Source organism: Kocuria sp. p3-SID1428 (genome assembly GCF_025149945.1).
GTDB lineage: Bacteria > Actinomycetota > Actinomycetes > Actinomycetales > Micrococcaceae > Kocuria.
The window spans coordinates 66322-92277 of sequence record NZ_JALXVH010000001.1; the positions used below are offsets into that span (position 1 = coordinate 66322).

The 25956-nt window shown below is 71.2% G+C and carries 20 protein-coding genes; 3 read left to right on the forward strand and 17 right to left on the reverse strand.

Annotation, left to right across the window (positions count from 1 at the left end; translation table 11 throughout):
- Positions 1 to 40: 40 nt before the first annotated feature.
- The 6 genes from M3E84_RS00280 to aspS all read right to left on the reverse strand — a co-directional run bounded on the left by M3E84_RS00280 (position 41) and on the right by aspS (position 7652).
- On the reverse strand, positions 41 to 799 hold the full coding sequence (locus M3E84_RS00280; protein ID WP_396415524.1) for an MIP/aquaporin family protein: 759 nt from the start codon (positions 797 to 799) through the stop codon (positions 41 to 43).
- 26 nt (positions 800 to 825) lie between these two features.
- Positions 826 to 2682, reverse strand: a complete 1857-nt coding sequence (locus M3E84_RS00285) for a glycerol-3-phosphate dehydrogenase/oxidase (RefSeq protein ID WP_259893854.1) — start codon at positions 2680 to 2682, stop codon at positions 826 to 828.
- 109 nt (positions 2683 to 2791) lie between these two features.
- Positions 2792 to 4348 (reverse strand): replication-associated recombination protein A, encoded by a 1557-nt coding sequence (locus M3E84_RS00290; protein ID WP_259893856.1) that lies wholly within the window; start codon positions 4346 to 4348, stop codon positions 2792 to 2794.
- A 103-nt stretch (positions 4349 to 4451) separates the two neighbouring features.
- Positions 4452 to 4928, reverse strand: a complete 477-nt coding sequence (dtd, locus tag M3E84_RS00295; RefSeq protein ID WP_259893858.1) for a D-aminoacyl-tRNA deacylase — start codon at positions 4926 to 4928, stop codon at positions 4452 to 4454.
- A gap of 36 nt (positions 4929 to 4964) precedes the next feature.
- On the reverse strand, positions 4965 to 5771 hold the full coding sequence (locus M3E84_RS00300) for an alpha/beta hydrolase (RefSeq protein ID WP_259893860.1): 807 nt from the start codon (positions 5769 to 5771) through the stop codon (positions 4965 to 4967).
- A 45-nt stretch (positions 5772 to 5816) separates the two neighbouring features.
- A complete protein-coding gene (gene aspS / locus M3E84_RS00305; protein WP_259893862.1) occupies positions 5817 to 7652 on the reverse strand; it encodes an aspartate--tRNA ligase in 1836 nt (611 codons plus the stop codon).
- Positions 7653 to 7861: 209 nt separating this feature from the next.
- On the opposite strand from aspS, the gene M3E84_RS00310 reads away from it, so the two are divergent.
- On the forward strand, positions 7862 to 9205 hold the full coding sequence (locus M3E84_RS00310) for an APC family permease (RefSeq protein ID WP_259893864.1): 1344 nt from the start codon (positions 7862 to 7864) through the stop codon (positions 9203 to 9205).
- On the opposite strand, the gene hisS is transcribed toward M3E84_RS00310, so the two are convergent.
- Entirely contained in the window at positions 9189 to 10547 is a 1359-nt protein-coding gene (hisS, locus tag M3E84_RS00315) for a histidine--tRNA ligase (RefSeq protein ID WP_259893866.1), read from the reverse strand. The two genes, M3E84_RS00310 and hisS, sit on opposite strands and share 17 nt — an antisense overlap.
- A gap of 373 nt (positions 10548 to 10920) precedes the next feature.
- Here hisS and M3E84_RS00320 point away from each other — a divergent pair, with 373 nt between their 5' ends.
- Positions 10921 to 12726 carry a DUF349 domain-containing protein gene (locus M3E84_RS00320; RefSeq protein WP_259893868.1) on the forward strand — a complete coding sequence of 602 codons (1806 nt, stop codon included), beginning with the start codon at positions 10921 to 10923 and terminating at the stop codon, positions 12724 to 12726.
- A 149-nt stretch (positions 12727 to 12875) separates the two neighbouring features.
- Entirely contained in the window at positions 12876 to 13508 is a 633-nt protein-coding gene (locus tag M3E84_RS00325) for a hypothetical protein (protein ID WP_259893870.1), read from the forward strand.
- Between the two features lie 83 nt (positions 13509 to 13591).
- Here the strand turns inward: M3E84_RS00325 and M3E84_RS00330 are convergent, their stop codons facing one another.
- From M3E84_RS00330 to M3E84_RS00375, 10 genes are all read right to left on the reverse strand, one after another.
- The gene (locus M3E84_RS00330) at positions 13592 to 16159 is read right to left on the reverse strand and encodes a bifunctional (p)ppGpp synthetase/guanosine-3',5'-bis(diphosphate) 3'-pyrophosphohydrolase (RefSeq protein WP_259893872.1); all 2568 of its coding nucleotides are present in this window, start codon (positions 16157 to 16159) and stop codon (positions 13592 to 13594) included.
- Between the two features lie 125 nt (positions 16160 to 16284).
- Positions 16285 to 17373, reverse strand: a complete 1089-nt coding sequence (secF, locus tag M3E84_RS00335; protein WP_259893874.1) for a protein translocase subunit SecF — start codon at positions 17371 to 17373, stop codon at positions 16285 to 16287.
- Positions 17373 to 19202 carry a protein translocase subunit SecD gene (gene secD, locus M3E84_RS00340; protein ID WP_396415525.1) on the reverse strand — a complete coding sequence of 610 codons (1830 nt, stop codon included), beginning with the start codon at positions 19200 to 19202 and terminating at the stop codon, positions 17373 to 17375. The genes secF and secD overlap by 1 nt, the downstream gene beginning before the upstream one ends.
- Positions 19203 to 19530: 328 nt before the next feature.
- Positions 19531 to 19995, reverse strand: a complete 465-nt coding sequence (yajC, locus tag M3E84_RS00345; protein ID WP_259893877.1) for a preprotein translocase subunit YajC — start codon at positions 19993 to 19995, stop codon at positions 19531 to 19533.
- A gap of 263 nt (positions 19996 to 20258) precedes the next feature.
- Positions 20259 to 21353 carry a Holliday junction branch migration DNA helicase RuvB gene (ruvB, locus tag M3E84_RS00350; protein WP_259893878.1) on the reverse strand — a complete coding sequence of 365 codons (1095 nt, stop codon included), beginning with the start codon at positions 21351 to 21353 and terminating at the stop codon, positions 20259 to 20261.
- A gap of 2 nt (positions 21354 to 21355) precedes the next feature.
- Positions 21356 to 22018 (reverse strand): Holliday junction branch migration protein RuvA, encoded by a 663-nt coding sequence (gene ruvA, locus M3E84_RS00355; protein ID WP_259893880.1) that lies wholly within the window; start codon positions 22016 to 22018, stop codon positions 21356 to 21358.
- 155 nt (positions 22019 to 22173) lie between these two features.
- The gene (gene ruvC, locus M3E84_RS00360) at positions 22174 to 22845 is read right to left on the reverse strand and encodes a crossover junction endodeoxyribonuclease RuvC (protein WP_259893882.1); all 672 of its coding nucleotides are present in this window, start codon (positions 22843 to 22845) and stop codon (positions 22174 to 22176) included.
- Positions 22846 to 22877: 32 nt separating this feature from the next.
- Positions 22878 to 23639 carry a YebC/PmpR family DNA-binding transcriptional regulator gene (locus tag M3E84_RS00365; protein WP_259893884.1) on the reverse strand — a complete coding sequence of 254 codons (762 nt, stop codon included), beginning with the start codon at positions 23637 to 23639 and terminating at the stop codon, positions 22878 to 22880.
- A 176-nt stretch (positions 23640 to 23815) separates the two neighbouring features.
- Positions 23816 to 24589 (reverse strand): type 1 glutamine amidotransferase, encoded by a 774-nt coding sequence (locus tag M3E84_RS00370; RefSeq protein WP_259893886.1) that lies wholly within the window; start codon positions 24587 to 24589, stop codon positions 23816 to 23818.
- Between the two features lie 13 nt (positions 24590 to 24602).
- Complete coding sequence (locus M3E84_RS00375) at positions 24603 to 25913, reverse strand: Mur ligase family protein (protein WP_259893888.1); 1311 nt, start codon at positions 25911 to 25913, stop codon at positions 24603 to 24605.
- Positions 25914 to 25956 lie beyond the last annotated feature (43 nt).

Here is a 25956-nt window from a genome sequence, read left to right on the forward strand (position 1 = left end):
CTCCTCGAGTCGGGTCCCTGCGGGACCGCGGATGGGTGGGTCAGGCCAGTGCGCGCACGAGCAGCCCGGCCAGGGCTGCACCGATCAGGGGCCCGGCGATCGGGACCCAGGAGTAGGACCAGTCCGAGCCGCCCTTGCCCCGGATGGGCAGCACGGCATGGGCCAGGCGCGGACCGAGGTCACGGGCGGGGTTGATGGCGTAGCCGGTGGGCCCGCCGAGGCTCGCCCCGATGCCGACGACGAGCATGGCCACGGCCAGGGGACCGAGCTGCGAGGGGGTCTCGCCGAACACGAGGATCACCGCGACCAGCACGAAGGTCGCGATGACCTCCGTGACCACGTTCCACCACGGGGAGCGGATCTCCGCGGAGGTGGCGAACGTGCCCAGGATGGAGGCGGGGTCATCGGCGGCCTCGTAGTGCTTCTTGTGCGCCAGCCAGACCAGCACCGCGCCCAGGAAGGCGCCCAGTGTGGTGGCGATGAAGTAGACGGCGGTAGAGGCGGGCGTGACGGCCACGCCCGGGGCGTACTCGGAGGCGCCCGAGACGAGCATTCCGAGGGTCACCGCGGGATTGATGTGCGCCCCCGATGCCCAGGCCATGTAGACACCGGCGAACACGCCCAGTCCCCAGCCGAAGCTGATCAGGAGCCAGCCGCCGTCGTGGCCCTTGGTCTTGGGCAGCACCACGTTGGCCACCACGCCGCAGCCGAGGAGGATCAGCACCGCGGTGCCGATCACCTCGGAGACGAAGACCTGGCCGAGACCGACCTGGGCGGCCTCCTGGGCCTGGGGCAGCATGGTCTGCCCGGGGATGCTGAGCATGATCACTCTCCGTTCGTATCGGCCTGGCGGTCTCGCCCGCCCTGCTGGTCATCGTCGCGGACAGTGCGCACGCGCAGACCCTCCACGACAGGCTCGGCGCTGTCGCGGGCCTGCTCTGCGGCCGGATCCTCCTGGGTGCGGGCCGCGGCGTCCTCTGCCGCGCTGCGCGAGCGATAGGCCTCGACCTCCCGATCCCGGCGCTGGGCGTCCCAGCCGAGCTCGGCTGCCGCCAGATCGGCGATCTCATCGACTGCGGCGTCGCCGTGATGGGGCTCGGAGTAGGTGAGGCGGGTGCGGGTGTCGAGCAGGTCCTCGAGGTGAAGCGCGCCCTCCGCCCGGCAGGCGTGGACGATCTCGGCGCGCAGGTGCACCGGCGCGCCGGCCAGCGGCCGCTCGAGCGACGGGTCCTCATCGATCAGCGCCAGCACGGCGTGCAGGTCCGAGCCGTAGCGGGCGATCAGGTCGGTCAGGCGCTGCTCGGTCCACACCTGCGGGTCCTCCGCCCCGGCGCGCAGGTCCTCGAGCAGCAGCGGAATCCGCGCCCGCAGCCCGAAGACGCCGTCGGCGCCGTGGAGCAGTGTGCGATCCGTGATCGACGGGCGCTTCTGCGCCTCCTCCTCGCCCAGAGCCAGGTCCACTGCGTCCTGGGCCATGATGCGGTAGGTGGTCAGCTTGCCGCCGGCGATGCTCACCAGGCCCGGCACCGGCTCCATCACGGTGTGCTCGCGCGAGACCTTGGTGGAGGCCGTGTCCTGACCGTCGCGGGTCACCGGCTGCAGCAGCGGGCGCAGACCGGCGTAGACGCCGATGACGTCTTCGCGGGTCAGCGGGTCGGCCAGGACCTCATTCGCGTGATCGATGACGTAGTCGATGTCCGCGCCCGTGGCCGCAGGAGTGTCCAGGGACTGCTCGTAGGGGGTGTCCGTGGTGCCGATGATCCAGTGATGCGCCCACGGGATCACGAACAGCACGGACTTCTCGGTCTGCAGGATCAGCCCGACGTCGCCGCGGATTCGCTCGCGCGGCACCACGATGTGGATGCCCTTGGAGGCCAGCACCTTCAGCCCGGCGTCCGCGGCGCTGAGCGACTGGACGGACTCGGTCCACACACCCGTGGCGGAGATGACGGTCGAGGCGCGCACCGGGAACTCGCGGCCGGTCTCCTTGTCGCGCACCAGGGCGCCCACGACGTTCTGGCCCTCCTGGAACTCGTCCTCCTCGCGCAGCAGGTCGACAACCTCGGCGCGGTTGGCCGCCAGCGCTCCATTGGCCGCGGCGGTGCGCACCAGGGTGACGACCAGGCGGGCGTCATCGACCTTGGCGTCCCAGTACTTGAAAGCGCCCACGGAGGCGTCCTCGCGGAAGTCGGGGAACTGCTTGAGCACCTCCTCGGTGCTCAGGTGCTCGCGCTTGGGCAGCGAGGTCACCTTGGAGTTCAGGTGCGCCAGGGTGTCGTACAGGCCGATCCCCGTGCCGACATACGGGCGCTCCCAGCCGCTGTGCAGCGGGTACAGGAATGGGACGGGCTCCACCAGGTGCGGCGCCAGGGTGTACAGCAGCCGCTCGCGCTCCCCCAGGGCCTCGGCGACGAGCTTGACGTCGAGCTGCTGCAGGTAGCGCAGCCCGCCGTGGACGAGCTTGGAGGACCAGCGCGAGGTGGCCCCGGCCCAGTCTTGACCCTCGACGATCCCCACCCGCAGACCGCGGGTGGCCGCATCCAGGGCGATGCCGGCGCCCGTGACGCCGCCGCCGACGACGAGGACGTCGAGCTGGGGTCCGTTCTCCATCTGCTCGAGCGCCCGGGCCCGCGAGCGCTGGTTGAGCGCGGAGCGGTCTGTGCTGAAGGTCCTGTTCGCCATGGGTTCTTCCTCTCCTCCGGTCACCCGGTCGGCTCGGGGCTGGTTACCGATACCCGGCGTCTCGAGTGACGATAGTCATACAAGGGGCTCATGTGGTGCGCAACGCCGGTCAGGGGCCGTCGCGGATAATGCCGCGCAGCTTGCGGGTGCGCTGCTGCAGCTCTCGGTCGTGGCCGTAGCCGGTCGGCAGGTAGTAGTCCTTCCCGACCAGCTCGTCCGGCGGGTACTGCTGGAAGGCCACGGCGTTGGGGGCGTCATGCGCATACCGATAGCCGCGCCCGTGACCCAGCGACTGCGCCCCCGGGTAGTGGGCGTCGCGCAGGTGCGGGGGCACGGGGCCGGCCTTGCCCGCGCGGACGTCGGCGATGGCCTGGTCGATCGCCGTGTAGGCGGCGTTGGACTTGGGTGCGGTGGCCAGCAGGACAGTGGCCTCCGCCAGCGGGATCCGCCCTTCCGGCATGCCGATCAGCTGCACGGCCTGGGCGGCGGCCACGGCGGTCTGCAGGGCCGTGGGGTCGGCGGTGCCGATGTCCTCCGCGGCGGAGATGATCAGGCGCCGGGCGATGAACCGGGGGTCCTCCCCTGCCTCGATCATCCGGGCCAGGTAGTGCAGCGAGGCGTCGACGTCCGAGCCGCGGATCGACTTGATGAACGCGGAGATGACGTCGTAGTGCTGGTCGCCGTCGCGGTCGTAGCGCAGCGCGGCTCGGTCCATGGCCTCCGTGGTGTGCTCCACGGTGATCTCCGGGACCGCACCTGCGTTCGACGGGCCGGCGTCCTCGGCATCATGCTGCGAGTCTGCGGTGCTCGCCCCTGCATCCTCCGAGGACTCGGCATCGGTGCCGCCCTCAGCCGCAGCGGGCGCTTCCGCCTCACGGGCCGCGGCCTCCGACAGCGCGACGGCCGCGGCGGCCTCCAGTCCGGTCAGGGCCTTGCGGGCATCGCCGCCGCACAGCTCGAGCAGGTGCTCGCGGGCCCGGGGCTGCAGGGCGACCGCGCCGTCGAGGCCGCGGGGATCGGTCACCGCACGATCGATCAGCTCCCCGATGTCCCGTTGCTCGAGCGGCTGCAGGGTCAGCAGCAGCGAGCGCGACAGCAGCGGGGAGATCACCGAGAAGGACGGGTTCTCGGTGGTCGCGGCAACCAGCACGACCCAGCCGCGCTCCACGCCGGGCAGCAGGGCATCCTGCTGGGCCTTGGTGAAGCGGTGGATCTCGTCCAGGAACAGCACGGTGGTGCGCCCATGCAGATCCCGGTCCGTGAGGGCCTGGTCCATGACCCGGCGGACGTCCTTCACGCCGGCGGTGATGGCCGACAGCTCCACGAACTTGCGGTGGGGGCCGCGGGCGATGACGTGGGCGATCGTGGTCTTGCCCGTGCCGGGCGGGCCCCACAGCATGATTGAGCTGGGTCCGGCCGGCCCGGTGTCCTCTCCGGCCAGCACGCGCAACGGCGAGCCGGGGCGCAGCAGGTGCTTCTGGCCCACGACCTCGTCCAGCGTGCGCGGGCGCATGCGCACCGCCAGCGGGGAGGGCGAGCGGCGCCGACCTGCTCCCGTGCGGGCACCCGGGCGGCCCTGCGAGGGCGCGGCGGCGGTCTCCGGATCCGGATCGGTCTCCGGCTCCGGGTCTAGATCGAACAGCGAGGTGTCGCTCTGGCTGGTCACGCTCTCAGGCTAGGGACGGTCTCCGACACCGCAGTCGACGCGGACGTCGTACGGGCGAGGCAGGAGCGCAGACCCGGGACCGTCGGATCTGCGACGAACGGACTCAGCCGCGCCGCGGTCGCGCCAGCTGCTCGGAGTCCAGGATCAGGGTCACCGGACCGTCGTTGACCAGGCTGACCTGCATGTCCGCACCGAACTGCCCGGTGGGGGCCTCGAGGCCGAGCTCGCGCAGCCGCTGCGCATAGGCCTCGACGATCGGCTCGGAGGCCTCCCTCGGCGCCGCCTGCGACCACGACGGGCGCCGGCCCTTGCGGACGTCGCCGTAGAGGGTGAACTGGCTGACCACGAGCACCGGGGCGCCCAGGTCGGTGCACGAGACCTCGTCGGACTGGGCATCGGACATGATCCGCAGCCCAGCCGTCTTCTCCGCCAGGGCTGCGGCCGTGGCGGCGTCATCGCCGTGGGCCACGCCCACGAGCGCCACCAGGCCGGGGCCCTCGAAGGAGCCGACGGTCTGCGGGCCGTCGGGGCCGGGGATCGTGACGGAGGCGCCGCGCGCTCGCTGCAGAATGACTCGCATGCGGATCAGTCCATCACGCCGACCGGCCCCGCGGCCTCAGCGACGCTCTCGGGCGCTCGGCAGCAGGCCGTGCTCGGCGCCCCACTCCGCGATCAGGCGGAGCGTCTCGGGCATGTGCTTCTCGGAGGCCATCTCGTGATCCGCGCCGCGCATCATGTGCAGCTGCGCCTGCGACCCCAGCAGCCTGGCCGTGGACTTGGCCACGCGCGGATCGACGCAGCGGTCCTCCGTTCCCCCGACGACCAGCACCGGGGCCTGGATCGCCTCCGGGTCGACCTGGGAGGCCTTCGTGGGGTCCAGGAACCACAGGCACATCTGCCGGTAGGCCCGGCCCGACTCGGCGCACTGGGTGCGGTGGCGCCGGGCGGTGTCCTCGTCCGAGTGGACGTTGGCGATGCGCTTGCGGAAGGTCTGCAGCGGGACCGGGAACATGGGGCGGCTGAGCAGCCAGGTCGGGGCGTGGGGTCCCCACAGCCGCAGCATGGACGGATAGAGCGCGAACATGCCACGGCTGGGAGCCGTGGAGAGCAGGATCAGGCCCGCGCACTCCACCCGCGCGGCGAGCAGCTGGGCGATCAGCCCGCCCAGAGAATGGCCCAGGATGATCGGGGCCGTCTCCATCTGCTCGACCTCGCGCTGCAGGTCGTCGACGTAGTCCGTGAGGCTGACTCGCCGCACCCGCTCGGCCAGCTCCCAGACGTCGTGGTCCTGCGGCGTCCCGTGGTGGCGCAGCGTGGGCGTGTGCACGCGCAGCCCGAGCCCGCGCAGCTCGTCGGCGAACGGGCCCCAGCTCTCGCCGCTGCCCCAGGTGCCGTGGATGAGGATGATGTCCTGCTGGGCCATGCTCTGCTCCTGTCTCGGTGGTCCTGGCGCGGCGGGCGGACCCGCTCAGCCTTCGGTCGGCGCCGAGGGCTGCTCGCCCTGGTCCTCGCGAACGTCCTCCGCAGCCGCTGCCTTCTTGGCCTGAGACTCCGGCTTGGCGTCCACACCGGCCTCCTTGCGCTGCTGCGCGGTGATGGGCGCGGGCGCGGCCGTCAGGGGGTCGTAGCCGTTGCCGGTCTTGGGGAAGGCGATGACCTCGCGGATGGAATCCGCTCCGGCCAGCAGCGCGATCACGCGGTCCCAGCCCAGCGCGATGCCGCCGTGCGGGGGCGCGCCGAAGGAGAAGGCATCGAGCAGGAAACCGAACTTCTCCTGGGCCTCCTCCTCGGACAGCCCCATGACGCGGAAGACCCGGTCCTGGACGTCGCGGCGATGGATGCGGATCGAGCCGCCGCCGAGCTCCGTGCCGTTGAGCACGATGTCGTAGGCGTAGGCCAGGGCCTCGCCGGGGTTCTCGTCGAACGTGTCCAGGTACTCCGGGCGCGGCGAGGTGAACGCGTGGTGCACGGCGGTCCAGGCCCCGGAGCCCACGGCGACGTCGCCGGAGGCCACGGCATCCGAGGCGGGCTCGAACATGGGGGCGTCGACGACCCACACGAAGGCCCAGTCGTTCGGGTCGATCAGCCCGGTGCGGTGGCCGATCTCCACGCGCGCAGCACCCAGCAGGCCGCGCGACGGCTTGGCCTCGCCGGCCGCGAAGAAGATGCAGTCGCCGGGGGCCGCGCCGGTGGCCTCGGCCAGGCCGGCCTTCTCCTCGTCCGTGATGTTCTTGGCCACGGGGCCCGAGAACTCGCCGTCCTCCTTGTACAGGATGTAGGCCAGGCCCTTGGCGCCGCGCTGCTGGGCCCACTCCTGCCAGGCATCCAGCGTGCGTCGGGGCTGGGAGGCTCCGCCCGGCATGACGACGGCGCCCACGTACGGGGCCTGGAACACGCGGAACGGGGTGTCCTTGAAGTACTCGGTCAGCTCGGTGAGCTCCAGGCCGAAGCGCAGGTCCGGCTTGTCCGAGCCGTACTTCTCCATGGCCTCGGCGTAGGTCATGCGCCGGATCGGGGTGGGGACCTCCACGTCGATCAGCGACCACAGCGCCTTCACGATGGCCTCGCCGAGCTCGATCACATCGTCCTGCTCGACGAACGAGGCCTCGATGTCCAGCTGGGTGAACTCCGGCTGGCGGTCGGCGCGGAAGTCCTCGTCGCGGTAGCAGCGCGCGATCTGGAAGTAGCGCTCGAGCCCGCCGACCTGCAGCAGCTGCTTGAACAGCTGCGGGGACTGCGGCAGCGCGTACCAGGAGCCCGGGGCCAGACGCGCCGGGACCAGGAAGTCGCGGGCGCCCTCCGGGGTGGAGCGGGTCAGCGTGGGCGTCTCGACCTCGAGGTAGTCCTGCTCGTGCAGCAGCTCGCGCACCACGCGGGAGGCCTCCGAGCGCAGGCGCATGATGCGGGCAGGCTCCGGGCGGCGCAGGTCCAGGTAGCGGTACTTGAGGCGGGCCTCCTCGCCGACCTCCACGTGCTCGTCGATCTGGAACGGCAGCGGGGCCGAGGTGTTGAGCACCGTGACGGTCTCGGCGATGACCTCGATCTCGCCGGTGGGCAGGTTCGGGTTCTCGTTGCCCTCCGGGCGGCGCTCGACGGTGCCCTGGATCTGCAGCACGAACTCGTTGCGCAGCGGGTGGAAGTCGTTCTCATCGCGCACGACCACCTGGGCCACGCCGGAGGCGTCGCGCAGATCCAGGAAGGCGACGCCGCCGTGATCGCGACGACGGTCCACCCAGCCGGTCAGGGTGACGGTGTCTCCGATGAGCTCGGCGTTCAGCTCGCCGAGTCGATGAGTGCGCAGCACGTGGGACTTCCTTCTGGTCGTGGTCGTCGTCGAATCCCTCCGGCGGGATGCGCCGGGGCTTCGGGGTGTCTGGGGGCGAGCGCTCTGCCCGGTCCCGTTCACGACGGGTTCACCGGGGATCTGTAGCGTCGCCGCGGTCGAGTCTACAAGCCGGGGGTGGCCCTCGCCCCACCGGCCCGATCCCGCCGCCGCGCCGCCTTAGGAGATCAGTGAACGCCTCACCGTCCCGTCCCCCTGCCGCATCTTCGGCGAGCCGACCCGGCGAGCTCGCCCGACGCCTGGGCACGGCCGACGCCGCGATCATCGGCGTCGGGTCGATGATCGGCGCCGGGGTGTTCGCGGCCTTCGCCCCGGCCGCCGCCCATGCCGGTGCGCTGCTGCCGGTCGCGCTGCTGCTGGCGGCGGCCGTGGCCTGGTGCAATGCGACCTCCACGGCGCAGCTGGCCATGGTCCACCCGGCCTCCGGCGGCACTTATGTCTATGCGAACCGGCAGCTGGGCCCTTGGGCCGGCTTCGCCGCCGGCTGGGGGTTCGTGACCGGCAAGACGGCCTCCGCGGCCGGCATGTCGATGGCCTTCGGCCTGTACGCCGCCTCCCTGCTCGGGCTCGACGACGGCACCGCCGCTGCCCGAGCCCTCGCGGTGGCCGCGATCGTGGTGCTGACCGGCGTCAACCTGGGCGGGATCACCCGCACCGCAGGGCTCACGCGGATCCTGGTCTCGGTCGTGCTGCTGATCCTGGCCGTCGTGGCGGGTCTGACCGTGGCGGCGCTGGGAGCAGACACGACGCACGGCCTGACAGCCGCCATGCAGGACGACCGCGGCAGCGCCCTGGGCGTCCTTCCCGCAGCGGGGCTGCTCTTCTTCGCCTTCGCCGGCTACGCACGAGTGGCCACCATGGGCGAGGAGGTCCGAGACCCGCAGCGCACCATCCCGCGGGCGATCCTGGGCGCGCTGGCCTTCGTGCTCGTGGTCTACCTGCTCCTGGCCGTCCTGCTGCTCGGGCTGCTGGGCGCCGGTGGGCTGGCGGCGTCTTCGGCCCCGTTCTTGGCTGCCGCCCAGGAGATCTCGATCCGGCTGGGCCTCGGCGACGGCGCCTCCGCCGCCCTGGCTGCGGTGGTGACGCTTGCGGCCGCCGCCGGCGCCCTGGGAGCTCTTCTGGCGCTGATCGCCGGGGTCTCCCGCACGTCGCTGGCCATGTCGCGGGAGCGCGACCTGCCCCGGTACCTGCGCCGGATCTCGAGCAGGCAGGTCCCCTGGGCCTCGGAGCTGACCACCGCCGTGATCGTGATCGCGCTGATCGTCCTCACCGATCTGCACACCGTGATCGGCTTCTCGTCCTTCGGCGTGCTCGTCTACTACGCGCTGGCCAACCTCTCCGCGGTCACCCTGCACGAGCGGCCGCGCTGGGCGCCCAGGGCGCTGAACATCGTGGGCCTGATCGGCTGCCTGCTGCTGGCCTTCTCGCTGCCGTGGCAGTCCGTGGCCGTGATGCTCGGGATCTTCGCGGTGGGCCTGGCAGGGCGGGCCCTGGTGCTCAATCGGCGCAGCTGAGCGGGGCGCCGACCGACGGGCGCAGGTCCTCGGCCGGCGGAGTCCAGGAGGCCGGATCGGCGGCGACCTGCTCGCCGGAGCGGATGTCCTTGACCTCGTGGGTCACCGCACCGGAGTCGTCGCGGGTCGAGAACCAGACGAAGGGGATGCCGCGGCGATCGGCGTGGCGGATCTGCTTGCCGAACTTAGCGGCCGAGGCCGAGACCTCGCAGGCGATGCCGCGGGCGCGCAGCTGCTGGGCGACGTCCTGGGCCTCGGACCAGGAGTCCTCGTCCACCAGGGAGATCAGCACGGCGGTGGGCACCGAGCGCGAGGCCTCGGCCAGTCCCTGCGAGAGGATGCGCGAGACCAGTCGGGTGACGCCGACCGACAGGCCCACGCCCGGGAAGGTGCGCTTGCCGGAGGAGGCCAGCGACTCGTAGCGACCGCCAGAGCACACGGAGCCCAGCTTCTCGTGACCCACGAGCACGGTCTCGTAGACGGTGCCGGTGTAGTAGTCCAGGCCGCGGGCGATCGACAGATCGGCCACCAGCTTGCCGGGGGCGCGGCGCACGGCCTCGGCGACGACCTCCTCGAGCTCGGCCAGGCCCTCGTCGAGCAGCTCGTCCTGCACGCCGAGCGCGCGGACCTGCTCCACGAAGGAGGCGTCCTCGGTGCGGATGCTCGCCAGCTTCAGCGCGGCGTCGGCCTGCTCCTGCGTGGCACCCACGTTCTCGATGAGATTCGCGGCCACGGCCTGGGCTCCGATCTTCTCGAGCTTGTCGATCTCGCGCAGCACGGCGGGGGCATCCGACAGGCCGATGCCGCGGTAGAAGCCCTCGGCGAGCTTGCGGTTGTTGACCCGCAGAACGAACTCCGGGATGGGCAGCTTCGACAGGGCGTCGATGATCACCAGGGCCATCTCGACGTCGTAGCGGAAGGGCAGGGCGCCGTCGCCCACGACGTCGATGTCCGCCTGCGTGAACTCGCGGGCACGGCCCTCCTGGGGACGCTCGCCGCGCCAGACCTTCTGGATCTGGTACCGGCGGAACGGGAAGCTGAGGTGCCCGGCGTTGTCCACGACGTAGCGGGCGAACGGCACGGTGAGATCGAAGTGCAGTGCCAGCTGGCCCTCCTTGGGGCCGCTGTCCTCGTCCTCCTGCAGGCGCGAGACGCCGTAGACCTCCTTATCGATCTCCCCCTTGCGCAGCAGCTGGTCGACGGTCTCCACGGCGCGGGTCTCGATCGAGGAGAAGCCGTGCAGCTCGAAGGTCTCCCGCAGCGTGTCGAGCACGTGCAGCTCCACGAGCCGCTCCTGCGGGAGCCACTCGGGGAAGCCGGAGAGGGAGGTCTTGCTGGCCATGGGGCGTCGTCTCCTGGTGTTGCGGTCGACGTGGGTGCTGGCGCCGGACGGCGTCCGGGACAGTCTAGATCCACGCCGCCCCGTCGTCGGCGACTCCCCCACCCCACCGCCGAACGGGCAATCAGTTGCGCTGAGAGGCCCTATAGCGCAAAGGGCTGCCCGTTCGGCGGTGGGGAGGGGCCGTGAGCGGGGTGGGGGCGGACGACGGCATCGCCCGGGCGAACGCGCATCCGGTGTCGCGTCGGCGCCTCTGGATACGATGGACGGGCACAGCGTCCGCGCAGCACACGAGCGGCGGACCATGACAGGCTGCCGAGCGCCCCCTCAGCGAGTTCCGGGATCGCGTGTCGGCACGAGCGAAAGAGTTCCAGCGGTGACTGAGCGTCTCGAATCCGACGACAACTTCCTCCCGGCGACCGAAGCGGCCGCCGACCCCGACTCCACGGCCGCCGAGGCCGCGGCTGACGCCGACGCCGCCCAGGCGGAATCGCCCGCGGGCGAGACCACCGAGGCGCAGCTGGCCGAGGAGGAGCAGACCCGCATGGCCCAGGCCCAGGCGGACGGCGAGGACGTGGCAGGTGAGATCGCCGATGCCGTCGCCGTCGAGGAGGCCACAGCTGCCGAGGAGAAGGAGGCGGCGGATCAGACCCTGATCCAGCAGGGCGGTGCGGCCGAGGACGGCGAGCCGTCGGCTGCGACCGTCCCGGCGCAGGAGGCGCAGTCCTCCGCCGAGGAGTCCGCCTCCCCCGCCGAGCCGCAGCCCACCGAGGCCGAGAAGGCCCCCGAGCAGGCTGCCGGCCAGGAGAGCGAGCAGACCTCGGCTCCCTCGCCCGCCGCCCCCACTCCCGCCTCGGCCGCCCAGGCCCCCGCGGCCTCGAGCGCACCGGCCCCGTCCACGCCGGCACCGTCCGCGGAGGTCACCCCGGAGCAGCTTGAGGAGGCCCGCCAGTTCGGCGAGGTCGACGACGACGGCAGCGTGCACCTGCTCATCGACGGCGAGAAGGTCCTGGCCGGGCAGGTCCCGGAGGTGCCGAAGGACGAGGCGCTGGCCTACTTCGCCAAGAAGTTCCTGGAGGCCCGCACCCAGGTCGAGCTGCTCGAGCAGCGTGTGGCAGCTGGAGCTCCCGCCGGGGATCTGACCCGCAGTCTGGATCGTGTGAAGACGCAGCTGGGCGAGCGCAAGCTCGTGGGCGACGTCCGCGCGCTGGAGGCCCGCCTGGAGGCGCTGCGCCCGCGCATCAAGGAGCTGGAGGCCGAGCACCGCAAGGCCGCCGACGCCGCCCGCGCCGAGAACCTCGCCCACCGCGAGGCCATCGTGGCCGAGGCCGAGCGGGTCGCCGCGCAGGAGCCCGAGAAGACGCAGTGGAAGCAGTCCACCGCCCGCATGAACGAGCTCTTCGAGGCCTGGCAGGCCCATCAGAAGTCGGGCAATCGCCTCTCCCGCAAGGACGAGGAGTCGCTGTGGAAGCGCTTCCGCGGCGCCCGCACCACGTTCGACCGCCACCGCCGCGCGTTCTTCTCCAAGCTCGACGAGCGCAACGCCGAGGCCAAGAAGACCAAGCAGAAGCTGATCGCCGAGGCCGAGGCCCTGCAGTCCTCGACCGACTGGGGCCCCACCTCCGGCAAGTACCGCGACCTGATGGACCGCTGGAAGGCCACCCCGCGCGCCGGGCGCAAGGACGACGACGCCCTGTGGGCCCGCTTCCGCGCCGCCCAGGACGTGTTCTTCAACGCCCGCAAGGAGGCCGACAAGCAGGTCGACCGGGAGTTCGCGGCCAACCTGGAGCTCAAGGAGGCCCTGGTCAAGGAGGCCCGCGAGCTGCTGCCCGTCACGGACGCCAAGGCTGCCCGCAAGAAGCTGTCGTCCATCCAGGCCCGCTGGGAGGAGATCGGCAAGGTCCCGCGCGGGGACTTCAAGCGCATCGAGAACGAGCTCGGCGAGGTCGAGGACGCCGTGCGCGAGGCCGATTCCGGCGGTCGCATCAAGGCCGCCTCGCAGACCGAGGTCCGCTCCAACGCCATGACCGCCCAGGCGGAGGAGAAGCTGGCAGATCTGCAGGCCAAGAAGGAGGCCGCCGAGGCCGCCGGAGACTCCGCTCGGACCAAGAAGCTCGACAAGGAGATCGACAGCGCCCAGTCCATGCTGGAGATGATCCGCCGCTCCGCCGCCTCGCTGTGAGCTGACTGGCTCAGCAGCACAGGCTGAGACCTCCGTCCGATGGCCCTCGATCCCTCTGCTGGATCGGGGGCCATCGCCACGCCACGGCTCTGTCCACAGCCGCGATCCCGATCCCCCTCACCACCCGGAGTCGGTGTGGACTCTCGGCCATGACACATCCGCTGCTCGATCCTCACAAGACCCTCCGACCCTCCGCCGATGAAGAACCGCGATGGGTCGAGCTCTCCGCCCTTGAGCGAACGGCGCTGCAGCGCGATGACCTGGCCGCCCCGCTGCTGGGCGGCACCTGCAGCCCGCGGCTGCAGCCCGTGACCCGTGCGCATCGGGCTGAGGCCATCCGGGCGATCGTGCCGGCGGCGGTGCTGGAGCACGCAGTGCTGCATCGCACGACCGCCGCCTGGTTCCTCTCCTGCTGCCCGGCACCGGCTCGCCTGCACCTGATGGTCCATCGCCGGCGGCGCACCACCACCCGCCCGGTGGATCCGCAGCACAACGGCCTGCCCTGGGAGGTGCGCCAGCTCGCCCATGAGCCGCAGGACGTCGACCGGCTCCACGGTCTTCGGGTCACCACGCCCCTGCGCACGGCGGCCGACCTGGCCTGCTGGGAGGACCCTACGGCGGCGCCCGCCCTGGAGCGGCTCCTGGAGGCCCCGCACCTGGGCGTGGGGCCTCAGGCCGTCATGGACCTGCTGCGGGATCGCTCCCGGCTGCCGCAGCGACGCCAGGGCATGGCCGCACTGCGCAGGGCCTGCCGCAGGCTCGGGCTGGTCGTGCCGCGGTGAGCCGGCCATGGACAGCGCAGACGTCGCGCAGCGCCACCCGGCACGACCTGCGAAGCTCCAGCACGGTGGAGCGGAAGGAGTCCTCAGGCCTCCGCGGGGGACAGCCTGCGCTGCCCGGAAGTGCGGTAGACGTCGTAGACGCCGTCGATCCGTCGGACCTGGTTGAGCACGTGGTTGAGGTAGCGGGCATCGCCCATCTCGAAGGCGAAGCGGGAGATCGCCACGCGCTGCGTGGAGGTCGAGACGTTGGCCGAGAGGATGTTCACGTGGTTCTCGGAGAGCACCCGGGTGACATCGGAGAGCAGCGAGGCGCGATCCAGCGCCTCGACCTGGATCTCGACCAGGAACACCGAGGCCTGGGTAGGGGCCCAGTGGACCTTGACCAGGCGCTCTGGCTCCTTCTGCGCGGCGATGTTCGAGCAGTCGGCGCGGTGCACCGAGATGCCCTGGCCCCGGGTCACAAAGCCCACGATGGCATCCGGCGGGACCGGGGTGCAGCAGCGGGCGAGCTTGACGTAGACGTCGGTGGCTCCGTCCACGACCACGCCGGCGTCGACCACGCGGGAGCGCACCGGCTGGATGGGGGTGGAGGTGTCGTCGATCTCCTCGGCCGAGCCCTCCTCGCCGCCGGCCGATTCGACCAGCAGGTCCACGACCTGGCGGGCCGTCACCGCATCGGTGCCGATGGCCTCGTAGAGCTCGGCGATATCCGACTTGTTCAGCGTGTGCGCCGCCGAGACCAGCGCCTCCTGGGTCACGGTGCGCTGCAGCGGCAGATGGTGCTTGCGCAGCGCCCGGGTCAGCGCCTCCTGGCCGCGCTCGATGGCCTCCTCGCGGCGCTCCTTGGAGAACCACTGCTTGATCTTGGACCGGGCCCGCGGCGAGGAGACGAACTTCAGCCAGTCCTGCGACGGTCCGGCGGCTTCGGACTTGGAGGTCAGCACCTCGACCCAGTCGCCGTGCTGCAGCTCGGAGGACAGTGACACGAGCTTGCCGTTGACCCGCGCACCGATGGTCTTGTCCCCGACCTCCGTGTGCACGGCGTAGGCGAAGTCCACCGGGGTGGAGCCCACGGGCAGCGCCATGACATCGCCCTTGGGTGTGAAGACGAAGACCTCCTTGGTGTCGATCTGATAGCGCAGCGAGTCCAGGAACTCGGTCGAGTCCCGTGTCTCGTCCTGCCACGACACCAGGGACTTCAGCCAGCCGATGTCATCGGCATCCGCCTTGGCGGAGGGGCCGTCGGCCGCCCCGGAGGCCTTGTACTTCCAGTGCGCCGCCACACCGTACTCGGCGCGCTGGTGCATGTCGTGGGTGCGGATCTGGATCTCGACCGGGCGCCCGTTCGGTCCCAGCACCGTGGTGTGCAGCGACTGGTACATGTTGAACTTGGGCATGGCGATGTAGTCCTTGAACCGCCCCGGCAGCGGTCGCCACCGCGCATGCAGAGCGCCCAGTGCCGCATAGCACTCGCGCACCGTCCCCACCAGCACGCGCACGGCCAACAGGTCCTGGATCTCATCGAAATCCTTACCCCGCACAACCATCTTCTGGTAGATGGAGTAGTAGTGCTTGGGGCGCCCGGTGATCGTGGCCTCGATCTCGGCCTTGTCCAGATCCTCGGCCACCACGGAGCGGATCTGCGCCAGGTTGCGCTCGCGCTGGGGCTGGCGCTCCCCCACCATCCGCACGATCTCCTCGTAGATCTTGGGGTACAGCGCCGCGAAGGACAGGTCCTCGAGCTCCCACTTGATCGTGTTCAAGCCCAGGCGGTGGGCCAGCGGTGCGAAGATCTCCAGGGTCTCGCGCGCCTTGCGCCCCGAGGACTCCTGGGACACGAAGCGCCACGTGCGGGCGTTGTGCAGCCGATCGGCGAGCTTGATCAGCAGCACGCGGATGTCCTTGGCCATGGCCACGATCATCTTGCGCACGGTTTCGGCCTGCGCGTTCTCCCCGTACTGGACCTTGTCCAGCTTGGTCACGCCGTCGACGAGGGCCGCGACCTCCTCGCCGAACTCCTCGGTGAGCTGCTCGAGCGAGTAGTCGGTGTCCTCGACGGTGTCGTGCAGCAGGGCTGCCACCAGCACCGAGCCGGTCATCCCGAGCTCGGCCAGGATGGTCGTCACGGCCACCGGGTGGGTGATGTACGGGTCGCCGCTCTTGCGCTTCTGCCCCTGGTGGCGCTCGTCGGCCACGGCGAACGCCCGCTGCAGGACGGCGAGATCCTCGCCGGGTGCGTTCTCGCGCACCGTGCGCAGCAGCGGCTCGATCAGCGGCGACGACGAGATCGAGGCCCCCGACAGGTACGACAGCGTGGAGCGGGTGCGCTCCGAGCGGCCCGGGAACACGGCGCGGCCGAACACGGGACGGGAGGCGGGCACGACCCAGTGCGTGCCGCCGGCGCTCGAGCCGGTGCGCCGACGTGCCATGCGTTGGACCTCCTCGGCCTCCAGCTGACGGGACCGCCGGGCGATGGCCTCCTCCGGATCATTCGCAGACGTCCCGGTGGCGGCGCCGTCGGCCGAGGCCTCTTCCACCGGCTCGGCGGACCCGGCGCTCTCGACAGGCTCAGCAGACTCAGCGACGGAGGCAGTCGCGCTCGGAGGCCGCCCCCGGCCGTCGTCGATGACTCCCCTGCGGCCGTCGGTCATCTCCGCCTCCTGTTCTCGCTGCGTCCGGTCTCAGCGCCCGGCTCGTCCACGCGATCGCTGCGCTGGATCGATCCGGCAATTGTAGGTCGATCCGGAAGTGTTCCAGACCACAGTGCGGCGCCTGCTCAGGCTTCCGCGGCTCCGGTACGGGAGACGGCGCCGCCTGCGGCCACGCTGTCAGGAGCCTCGTCCTCGGAAGCGATCCCGGTGCCGTCGTCCGTGGCCTGCGTCCCCTTCGAGGCGGCCTCGTCGAGCCGACGCACGGCGGGCTCCCTGGAGCGCAGCACCGCGTAGAGCGGTGTGGCCACGAACAGCGTGGCCAGCGTGCCGTAGATGATGCCCACGAACTGCGACAGCGCCAGGTCCTTGAGCGTTCCGGCGCCCAGCAGCGCGGCTCCGATGAACAGGATGGCGCCCACGGGCAGCAGGCCCACGACCGAGGTGTTGATCGAACGCACCAGCGTCTGGTTGGCCGCCAGGTTGATCTGGCCCAGGAACCCGCGCTGTCGGCGGGAGGCCGGTGCGGAGCCGTCGAGCAGGCCCTGGGTGTTCTCGCGCACCTTGTCGAAGACGACCACGGTGTCGTAGAGCGAGTAGGACAGCACGGTCAGGAAGCCGATCACGGCCGAGGGCGTGACCTCGAAGCCTACGAGCGAGTACGTGCCCACGGTCAGGGCGACCGTGACGAACACGCCGGCCATCGAGGCCACCGACATCTTCCAGGTGCGGAAGTACAGGGCCATCACGACAGCGGTGAGCGCCAGGAAGATCACCAGACCGCGCAGCATCTGCTCGGAGATGCCAGCGCCCCAGGTGGGGCCCACGAAGTTCGAGGTGACGTTCTCAGCGGGGACGTCGTAGGCCTGGGCCAGGGCGTCGCGGACCTCGAGGGTCTGCTCGTCGTCGAGCTGCTCGGTCTGGGCGCGCACGATGCCCGGGGCGATGCTGGTGACGTCGCCGCCTTCGGCGGCACCGGTGTCCTGCAGCGCCTGTTGGCCCGCCTGCGGATCGTCGTCGGCCACCGAGGAGATCGTGAACTCCGAGCCTCCCGTGAAGTCGATGCCCAGGTTGAAGCCGCCCTTGACCACGGGGATCAGCAGGCTGATCACCACGAGCACGGCGGCGACGGCCAGCCACAGCCAGCGGCGGGGCACGAAGGCGAAGGAGCGACGACCGCTGTAGAGGTCGTTGCCGAAGTCTGAGAAGCGGGACATCAGGCGTCCTCCTCGTTCGTGCGTCGGTCGGCGGCCGGGCGGGTCGCATCCGGGTCCTGCGGGGGCGGCGGGTCGGCCGGGGCTGACACGCCTGCCTCGCGGCGGGCCCGACGCCTGCGCTCGGCGACGGTGAGTCCGCGCTCGTCGTCGGGCTCCGCCGAAGCCCCCGACGGGCGGGAGCTCAGCGGCGAGGAGGCGCCCACGAGCTCCGACTCGGCCGGGGCGGTCTGCGCGGCGGGCTCCTCGGCCACGGCGCCGGCGGATGGATCCAGGTCATCCGGGGTCCGGGTGCGTCCGGCGCCGCGGTAGAGCGGCACGGCATCGAGGGTCTCGGGATCCAGTCCGGAGCCCTTGCGACCCTGGGCGAAGAAGCGGGTGCGCGAGAGCAGGACCATGACGGGGTGGGTGAACAGGAAGACGACCACCAGGTCGATCACTGCGGTCAGACCCAGGGTGAACGCGAAGCCGCGCACGTTGCCCACTGCCACGAAGTAGAGCACCACGGAGGCGATCAGGTTCACGGTCTTGGAGGCGATCACCGTCTGGCGGGCGCGCTTCCAGCCGTGGTCGATGGCCGCCGGGATCGTGCGCCCGATGCGGATCTCATCGCGGATGCGCTCGAAGTAGACGATGAACGAGTCCGCGGCCATGCCGATCGACACGATCAGACCGGCCACGCCGGCCATCGACAGGCGGTAGTTCATGCCCCAGCCCAGCAGCACGATGGCCAGCCAGGACGCCACGCCCAGGACCACGAGCGAGGCGATGGTCACCAGGCCCAGCAGGCGGTACTGCAGCAGGCAGTAGACGGCCACCAGGGCCAGGCCGATGAGTCCGGCGACGACGCCCCAGCGCAGCTGATCGGCGCCCATCGTGGCCGAGATCTGCTGCTCGGAGGAGATCTCGAAGCTCACGGGCAGGGAGCCGTAGCGCAGCTGCTCGGAGAGGAACGCGGCCTCCTCCTCGGTGAAGGAGCCGGTGATCTGCGCCTGGCCGTCGGGGATCACCGCGTCCATGGACGGCGCGGAGATGACCTCGCCGTCGAGCAGGATCGCGAACTGGTTGCGCGGGTCGCCGGGGCTGGTCTGCCCGATCGAGTTCAGGCGCTCGGAGAGCTCCTTGAAGGTCTGGGTGCCCTCATCGTCGAACTGGATGTTCACGGCGTACTGACCGGTGGTCGTCCCGTTGGCGCCCTGGGCCATGCCGTACGACGAGTCCGAGATGTCAGTGCCCTCGAGCTCGATCGGGCCCAGGATGTACTTGCCGCCGCCGGCCGGATCGCAGGCGACGATGGCCGCCTCCGGGTCCTGGGCCGCGCGCTGCTCAGGGGTCTGCGGCTGTGTGCAGTCCGTGGCCTCGTACTGGGCCATCAGATCGCCGTCGACCCAGTTGGGATCCGACGAGTCCGTGGGCTCGGCCTCCGGCTCGATCTGCTCGTCCTCCGGTGTGCGCTGATCCTCGGGAGTGGCTTCGGCGGGGCCGACCATCAGCACCGGGCGGAAGCTCATCTGCGCCGAGGTCTGGATCAGGTCCCGGGTCTCCTGATCGGGCGTGCCCGGCATGGACACCACGATGTTCTCCCCGCCCTGCGTGGAGACCTCGGCCTCGGAGACGCCGGAGCCGTCGACGCGCTGGCGGATGATCTCCACCGCCTGGTCGAGCTGCTCCTGGGAGATCTCATCGCCCTCCTGCTGACCGGTCAGCTCGGGAGTCAGGATCATCTGCGTGCCGCCCTCGAGGTCCAGCGCCAGACGCGGCCCCCAGCCGGTGTGCCCCTGCCCCGCACCCCAGCTGAGCACGCCGAACAGGGCGACCAGGAGCACGAACATGGCCACGAGCGAGCCGCGGGCGGTGCTCACCGCGCGGTGCAGCTCGGTGCCGCCGACCTGCCGGCGCTGCGCGCGCTGGGCGGCGGTCTCCTGCTCGCCGCGGCGCGGCTTCTTCTTCCGGTCCCCCGGCTCGCGGCCGGGGGTGCTCGCGGAGGAGCGATCTTCTGGCGATGTCGACATCGGGGGCGCAGATCCTTGCGGGGTTCGAGGGGTTCAAGACGGGGGCCGCGTGCTGCGGCCACGCCATGGCGGGCCCGAGCAGTCGAGCTCGGGACCGCGACACGCACGAGCGCCCCGGCCGAGCGGCCGAGGCGCAGGTGCTGGAGGATCAGCGGGAGGAGTCGGCTCCCGGATCGCGGGGATCCGTGGGATCACCGGCGGCGGTGTCGTCGACGGGGGTCTCGTCAGCGGCCGTGGAGCCGGTGGCACCCGCACCCTCAGCGCGGGTCTGCGTGCCCTGGGCGCCGGGGGCGTCCTTCTCGACAACATTGGTCAGCGTCTGCAGGTGCACCGTGACCTGGGTGCCCGGGGCGATCTCGAGGACGGCCTTGACGGCGTCCTCGTCCTTGGAGACCAGGCGGCCGTAGAGGCCGTAGCTCGTCATGACCTCCATGCCCGGCTCCATGGCGCGCTGCTGCGACTTGAGCTTCTCCTGCTGCTTCTTGCGGGTGCGGCTGGAGAACCAGAACATGCCGATGATCAGCAGCAGCATGAAGCCGAAGAGCAGCATGGAGGAGCCGCCTCCTCCGGCGCTTCCGGCGGCGGACAGCGAAGCGGGAACGGCGGGTGTCATGCAGACTCCTGATCCTGCGATGCGCTCGAGGCATCGCATGGTGGTCGTTGCCGCGGCTCGGTCTCAGCTCCGGGACGTGGAGGCTGGCCTCGGGCGGCGGCGGGGATTCCCGTCCATGGTAGGGGACGCGACCGCGCTGCACCCGGTCAGCGGCCTCCCAGGCGACGGGTCACGCAGAGCGCTTCCGCACCCCGCCCGCAGGAAGGGGCGGGCTCCTGGCCCCCGCTCGAGCCGCGCTGCATGCAGCTCGGCCCGTCTGCGGGCTACTGCTGCGGCGGGTCCTGCTCGCTGGGCGCCCTGTCCCCGAGCGCCTGGCGCACCGCGGTGTCGCGGAAGGCGGCGTGCTCGGGCGGGACCAGTCCCAGGTGCTCCCAGGCAGCGGGCATGGCAATGCGACCGCGCGGGGTCCGTGCCAGCAGGCCCTCGCGCACCAGGTAGGGCTCGGCGACCTCCTCGACGGTCTCCGATTCCTCCCCCACGGCGATGGCCAGCGTGGACAGCCCCACCGGGCCGCCGCCGAAGTGGCGGATCAGCGCCTCGAGCACGGAGCGATCCAGGCGATCCAGGCCCCTCGAGTCGACCTCGTACATCTCCAGGGCCGCCGAGCAGGCTCGAGCGTCGATGCTGTCCACGCCGTGGACCAGGGCCCAATCGCGCACGCGCCGCAGCAGGCGGTTGGCGATGCGCGGCGTACCGCGCGAGCGGGTGGCCACCTCCTGGAAGCCCTCCGTGGACAGGCGCAGGTCCAGCAGCCCGGCCGAGCGGCGCAGCACAGAGACGAGCTCATGATCGCTGTAGAACTCGAGGTGCCCGGTGAAGCCGAAGCGATCGCGCAGCGGCCCCGGCAGCAGACCAGCGCGCGTGGTGGCTCCGACCAGTGTGAACGGCGGCAGATCCAGTGGGATCGAGGTCGCTCCGGCGCCCTTGCCCACCACGATGTCGACCCGGAAGTCCTCCATGGCCATGTAGAGCATCTCTTCGGCAGGCCGGGACATGCGGTGGATCTCGTCGAGGAACAGCACCTCGCCCTCGGTCAGTGAGGAGAGGATGGCCGCCAGATCCCCGGAGTGCTGGATGGCAGGACCGGATGAGATGCGCAGCGGAGCACCCATCTCCTGGGCGATGATCATGGCCAGCGTGGTCTTGCCCAGACCGGGAGGGCCGGACAGCAGCACGTGATCGGCGCTGCGGCCCCGCAGCCTGGAGGCCTCCAGGACCAGGGAGAGCTGCTGGCGCACGCGCGGCTGGCCCACGAAGTCCGCCAGGGACTCGGGGCGCAGCGCCGATTCGACGGCGCGCTCATCCAGCTCCGGCTCCCCGCCCACGAGGCGCTCGGGTCCGCTGTGCTGTGCGTCCATGCTCAGCGGCCCTCCCCTGCCCGGTTCGAGCCGCGACCGGCCGCGGGAGTCGAGGCCCGCGCACCGAGCCAGGCCAGCACGGTGCGCAGGATCAGGGCGACATCACCGGACTCGGCGAGCTCCTCCCGGCCGTCCAGGGCGTCGTCGATCGCGGCGCCGGCGTCCTTCTCGTTCCAGCCCAGCCCCGTCAGGGCCTCGGTCACCTGAGTGCGCCACAACGGGATCTGCGCCGCCTGCGGGGCCGAGGCCGGCGCCGGATCGGCGGGCACGAGCTTGTCCGCGAGCTCGAGCACGATGCGCTTGGCACCCTTGGGCCCGATGCCGGAGACGGTGGTGAACGGCTTGGGGTCGCCCTGGGCGATGGCCGTGCGGACCTCCTGCGTGCCCAGAGCGGCCAGCACCGCCAAGGCGGTGCGCGGACCGATGCCGGAGACGCCCAGCATGGTCTCGAAGATCTCCTTCTCCTCCGCGTCCGCGAAGCCGAACAGCAGCGGGGAGTCGTCCTTGCGCGCCACGTAGGCCGAGGCCAGCCGGGCCTCACGGCCCTCGTGCAGCCCGGAGAGGGTCTGCGGGGTGGCCTGCAGCTCCAGGCCCAGCCCCATGACGTCGACGACGACCGTGCTCAGCCCCTTGTGCAGCACCTCGCCGCGCACGGACGCGATCATGGGAACACCCTCTCCTCGATGCGGGAGGCCACCCACGAGCAGGACGGCCATTCGAACATCAGTACGATACGCCGCTCACCCTACCAAGCCGCAGGGACGACGCTGGGCAGGACGTGCCCCGGGAATCCCTACGCCCGCAGGCCCGGCGGATGCCCTCAGCGACCGCGTCGAGCCTTCTGCTCGGCCGCCTGCCAGGCGCGCTGGGCCGGAGTGAGGACTGCGCCGCGCTCCCGGGCGGCGCGCTGCAGACCCGTGCGCGCCCCCTGATGCGTGGTGGTCGTGGCCGCCTGAGCGTCCAGACCTGCTCCGACGCCGGAGCGCCAGCCGTGGCAGACGGCGATCGCCAGGGCATCCGCGGCATCGGCCGGACGCGGCAGATCCTCGAGGCGCAGGATGCGCGCGATCATCTTGGTCACCGCGGCCTTCTCCGCCGAGCCGTCGCCGGTGACCGCGGCCTTGACCTCGGACGGGGTGTGCCAGGCGACCGGCACGCCGCGCGCTGCCGCGGCGGCGATCACCACGCCGGAGGCCTGGGCGGTGCCGACCACGGTGGGGGCGTTGTTCTGGGCGAAGACGCGCTCGATCGCCAGCGCGTCCGGGGCGAAGCGCTCGAGCAGCTGATCAGCGGCCTGGGCGATGCGCAGGATCCGCTGCTCGAGCGGCTCATCGGCTCCCGTTCCCTGGACCTCGTGGTGGACCCACTCGGCGCGGCGATCGGCGCGCATGCGCACGATCCCGAACCCGCAGCGGGTCAGCCCGGGGTCGACGCCCAGGATGACCTGCTCGGGTGCGTGCGAGCGGATCTGCGATCGGGCCGCGGAGCCCATGGCGGTGCTTCGGTCCGCCGGCGGAGCCTGGCTCAGTCCTCGTCCTCGAGCTGGGCGGCGACCTCGGGGGTGATCTCCACGTTGGAGAACACGTTCTGGACGTCGTCGAGCTCCTCGATGGCATCGGCCAGGCGCAGGAACTTGCGGGCGGCGTCCGCGTCCAGCTCGACCTTCATGTTCGGACGGAACTGGGGGTCGTCGTTGTTGTACTCCAGCTCCGCCTCCTCCAGGGCCTTGCGGATCTGGGGCAGGTCGGTGGCCTCGGAGATGACCTCGAAGACCTCCTGGTCCTCGATGACCTCCTCCGCACCGGCGTCCAGCACGGCCATCATGACGTCGTCCTCGGTGACGCCGTCGGCCTTGGCGACCTCGGCCACGCCCTTGCGCTCGAACATGAAGGTCACCGAGCCCGGATCGGCCATGGTGCCGCCGTTGCGGGTCACGGCCACGCGCACATCGGAGGCCGCGCGGTTCTTGTTGTCGGTCAGACACTCGATGTACAGCGCCGAGCCCTCGGGGCCGCGGGCCTCGTAGAAGATCTCGGAGTACTCGATGACCTCGCCGGTCAGACCGGCACCGCGCTTGATGGCGCGGTCGATGTTGTCATTGGGCACCGAGTTCTTCTTGGCCTTGGACACGGCCAGGTCCAGCGCCGGGTTGCCGGCGGTGTCGGCGCCGCCCTGGCGTGCGGCGACCTCGATGCCCTTGATGTACTTGGCGAAGGCCTTGGCGCGCTTGGCGTCGATGGCGGCCTTCTTGTGCTTGGTGGTGGCCCACTTGGAGTGACCGGACATGGCTTGCCTCCTGGTTCGGTGTCGGTGGCGCGCCGTGGGGAGGATCCCGACGGCGGCCGACCGCGCGTGCGGCGGGGTGCCGCCGCCGGCCTGAGTTGCCGGACGCGCACCCCCGCGACGCAGGACGCGCTGGTCTGGGAAGTCTGCTGGACGATTGTAGGGGACGCGCCGCCGGCTCAGCGCGGCCGGGACGCCGCGACCTCCCGAGCCTTCTCGGCGAGCAGGTCGTTGAGCGGCTCCAAGGTCTCGTGCCCGTGGCGGCGGCGCACCGCGGTGGCGATCAGGTGATCGGCCACCGCCGGATTCTTGGGCAGCAGCGAGCCGTGCAGGTAGGTGCCGATGACCTCGCGGGTCACCGCGCCCTCGGTGCCGTCCTGGCCGTCGTTGCCGGCACCGGAGACCACGGTGCCGAAGGGCTTCTGGCCCGCGCCCAGGTGGGTCAGACCGGAGTGGTTCTCGTAGCCGATCACGGTGCCGAGTTCGGGCGACTCGGTGACGATGTTGCCGATCAGCCGCTCCGGGCCCCCGACGGTCTCGAGGTCGAAGATCCCCACGCCGGTCAGCGTCTCGCCGCCGATCGTGCGGAAGCGATGGCCGAAGAGCTGGTAGAGCCCGCAGATCGCGAGCATGGGCGCGCCGTCCTGCACCAGCTCCAGCAGCAGCGGCTTGATGCGCTGCAGGTCCTCCATGACGCGGAACTGCCCTGAGTCCTGGCCGCCGCCGCCCACGAAGATGTCGCCGTCGCCGGGGAAGGAGTCCCCAGGGTTGTAGTCGGTGAGGCGCACGCTGTAGCCGCGGCGCTCCAGGCGGCGCTTGAGCGTCAGCGTGTTGCCCCAGTCGCCGTAGATGTTCATGTCCCGGGGGTAGAGCTGGACGAGGTGGATCTCACCCTGCCCGCCGAGCTCGGGCTCGGCCGCGGCGGAGGGGAGGTCGGGAGTCGCAGTGGTCATCGCGGTCCTCTTCTCAGATCTCGGGGACGACGGCGACGGCGCGCAGCTCGCGGCGCAGCGTCAGCATGGAGGTGTAGGTGCAGAACACCCGCATGGGGCGTCCGTCTGCTGCGGCGATGAACTCCGTGAGCGCACGGCCAATCTCCGGTTCCACTGCGCCCACCTGCACCTGGTCGTAGTCCAGGCGCAGCGCCATGTCCCAGGCGCGTGTGCCCGTGACCATGTCCACTCCCCCGGTGCGCAGGGACTCGAACTCGACGTCCCACAGCCAGGAGACGTCGCGGCCGTCGGCGTACTCGTCGTTGATGGAGATCATGGTCGCGTAGGACTCCGGCGCCGCCGAGGCCAGCGAGAGGCGGAAGCCCGCGGGGTTCTTCACGAGCAGCAGCTGCAGGGGGGTGCCCTCGACCATGATGGTCTCCCCGCGCCCGAAGGCCGGGGTCACCCGCGACAGCTCGCCCAGCAGCGACGGCAGAGCAGCCGACGGGCCGCTGCGATCCTGCGACACGGTCAGCGCCAGCGCCAGGGCGGCCGCGGCGTTGTAGACGTTGTAGACGCCGTAGAGATGGACCTCCGCCTGCGCCGGCTCCCCGCGCACGGAGAAGGTGACGTCGGTGGCCTCGAAGTCGTCCAGCTGGACGATCGCCTCCGGCTTGGCCTGCTGCGACGGCACCGGAGCCTCAGGGCCGTCGGCGCCGCGCATGTCGTCGTCCGACGGGAACATGGGCCGCAGCTTCTCCGACAGCCCGTACCAGTGCACCGCGGCCCCGGGGCGGACGTCATCGGCCAGAGAGGCGATGCGCGGGTCCTCGCGGTTGAGGACCACGGCCTCGGTGGTGGCCGCCGCGATCTGGGAGAGCATGCGGCGGGTGGTGTCGATCTCGCCGAAGCGGTCGAGCTGATCTCGCATGACGTTGAGCAGCAGTGCGAACCGGGGCTGGACGAGCTTCACGAAGTGGACCGCGTGGGCCTCGTCGAGCTCCAGCACGGCGATGTCCGCGTCCAGCCTGCCGGTCAGGGAGATCTCCTCCAGCAGGGAGGCCGCCACCCCGCGCACGAAGTTCGAGCCGGTGCGGTTGGTGAACACGCGCAGGCCCTGGGACTCGAGCAGCTGAACGGCCATCTTGGTGGTGGTCGTCTTGCCGTTGGTCCCGGAGATCACCACGACGCCCTGGGGCAGCCGGGCCAGCTGCTCGGCCACGAAGTCCGGGTGCAGCTTCTCCATCATCAGCCCGGGGAACGCCGAGCCCCCGCCGCGCAGCTTGGTGGCGGCGCGCACGCCCTGGCCGAGGAGCCTCACAAGTGGTCTGGACATGGCGGCCATCCTAGTTCGTCGCCCCGACTCCTCAGCGACGGCAGGGCCGGAG